This is a genomic window from Cupriavidus sp. 01L46, assembly GCF_056399905.1.
In genome coordinates this window covers 1-2432 of sequence record NZ_JBFTSF010000518.1, presented here as the reverse complement: position 1 = coordinate 2432, position 2432 = coordinate 1, and the positions used below count along the sequence as shown (strand labels likewise).

Annotated in this window: 2 protein-coding genes; both read right to left on the bottom strand. The window is 58.9% G+C overall.

The window, feature by feature from the left end:
* The coding region (locus AC1DS3_RS37770; RefSeq protein WP_477129268.1) for a hypothetical protein at positions 1-182 on the bottom strand (182 nt) is incomplete at its 3' end.
* Positions 183-590: 408 nt separating this feature from the next.
* The coding region (locus AC1DS3_RS37765; RefSeq protein ID WP_477129267.1) for a putative bifunctional diguanylate cyclase/phosphodiesterase at positions 591-2432 on the bottom strand (1842 nt) is incomplete at its 5' end.

Genomic DNA, 2432 nt, shown 5'->3' with positions numbered 1-2432 from the left:
CCCCACGACTCATGGGTAGCCATCCAGGTTTTTTCCTGAAGGTCCCCAACCGTTCTGCTGGAGATCTCGGCGATTTTGAACGACACCGTATTCGGGGCGGACTCTGTAGGTAAACAGGCAGACAGGACCAAAGCCATCATTACGGAAAGCAGGCGGATGGCAGATCCAAGATAGGATTTCATGGTGTTGGCGAGTTGCTTGTGAAGTAAATTCCGGATCGCGGAGGCGAATCGCCTATTCGTTAAAGGGACCTGCCTCAAACGTTACCATCCCGTTCGAAAACTCCCGAGTCCAGATATTGCGAGGGTCCTCGCCTACCCCTCGTACGGCAAAGTTCCTGTTCGGCAAGTGAACGGCCAGCGTGGTGAACAGAGCAATAATTGACCAGCTATCCAGATAGAAGAGCGTATTCGCCAGCTAGAACATGCCTGCGGAACACTATCCTATCGGCAGCACCACGCGGGCTTGCACCCCTACTTAGGAGGGGCCGCCCGAATTTCTCCGGTTCTCGGATTGAGTTAGCGCTGCCGCTACAGGGTGAAGGCGAAACCCAGATGTTGCATGTTCGGGCGGGCCGGCTCCTTCAGCCACTAAAGCGTGGCGCGGTCCTGGCTACCCGGCCTTTTCTCGATATCCGGCCAGACCAAGCCTTCAAACTGATCAGGCGGAACCGGCCGGGAATACAAAAAGCCCTGGGCAAAATCACAACCCACGGCGCTGAGAAAATCGCGTTGCTCTGTCGTCTCCACCCCCTCGGCAATGACCTTCAATCCCAGTTTGTGCGCCAGCATGACCATGGCTTCGCAAAGCGCCTGATTGTCGCCGTCAGAGCCGAGGTTCTGCACGAATGAGCGGTCGATCTTGAGGTAGTCGATGTCAAAGCGCTTGAGATAGGCCAGGGACGAGTAGCCGGTGCCGAAGTCGTCGATCGAGATGCCGATTCCCGCGTCACGGAAGGTCAACAGCTTCTCGTTCAATTCGGCATCCAGTAACAGGCCCTCGGTGATTTCAACCACAACGCTCTGCCCCGGCATCCCTTCGCGCATGAGATAGTCGGACCATCGCGTACAAACCTGGCCGTCTAGCCGAATCTGCATCGGCGACATGTTGACGCTGATCTGGAACGACGGATGGAATCGGCCGCGCCATTGGCGGGCCTGGTGCACGGCCTGCTTGAACACCCAATCCCCGATCGGAACGATGAGCCCCGTGTCCTCGGCCAGTGGAATGAAGTCCAGCGGACTGATGGTGCCGCGTTCGGGGTGCAACCAGCGGATCAGTGCCTCGGCTTTGCGGATTTCCCCGGTGGCCAGGTCTACGATGGGCTGGTAGTAGAGCTGGAACTGTCCGCCAGGCAGGGCGGCACGTAGATCGCTGGTGAGACGCAGGCGCTTTTCTGCGACGACGCGCAAGTCGGGCGTGAAGTAGCTGAAGCGGTTGCGCCCGGCGTTCTTGGCCGCATACATGGCCTGGTCGGCATTCTTGAAGAGAATATCCAGTTCGCTGGTGTCGTCGGGGTAAAGCGTGACGCCAACACTGGCGGAGATGAACGCCTCATCCGCGCCGAGCGCGAACGGCTCGGCCAGCTTGCGGATGATGGCCGTTGCGATCCGTTCAACGCTTTCGGTATCGTCCGTGTTGGGCAGAATGACGGTGAACTCGTCGCCGCCAAGGCGAGCGACGATGTCCGATTCGCGCACGCACGAAATGATGCGCCTGGCCGCCTCGATCAGCAGGATGTCTCCTGTGTCGTGCCCCAAGGAGTCATTGACTTCTTTGAAGCGATCCAGGTCAATCAGCATCAAGGCCATATGCTGCCCGGAGCGATGCGCTATGCTGGCTTCGTGCTCCAGACGGCTGTGAAACATCTGGCGGTTCGGGAGATGGGTCAGCGCATCGAAATTGGCCTGTTTCCAGATTGTCGCCTCGAATGCCATCCGGTCCGATAGATCACGGCCCACGGCCAGCACCGAGTTCACCGTGCCGGACCGGTCAATCTCTGGCGTCAGGCGGATATGGGTGCAATGCTCCTGTCCATCCCTGTTGCGCCATCTCAGCTCGAATTGCCCACTTTTCCCGCTTGAAATGGCTTCGCTGATCTTCTCTTCGTAGATCAGCGCATTGGCGCCGCCGGGGACTTCCGAGGGCCGCTTGCCGAGCGCTTCGGCGAGGCTGCAGCCTGCCGAGTTGCAGAAGGCGGGATTGGCGTAAGTGCGGCGAAGGTCTCGATCGTAGCGGGTAATGGTGTCCGGAGAGTTCTCAATCAACGTTCGCGACTCCTGCTCCCTGCTGACGAGTTCCGCGGTTCGCTCGTCGACGGTCTGTTCCAGGGAGGCGTTGATCTCGTTGATCTTCTGGATCTTCTGCTTGATGGCCCCGCTCATTCTTTCAAAACGCTGCGCGAGCCGGCCTAGTTCATCCTTGCCGCGGGC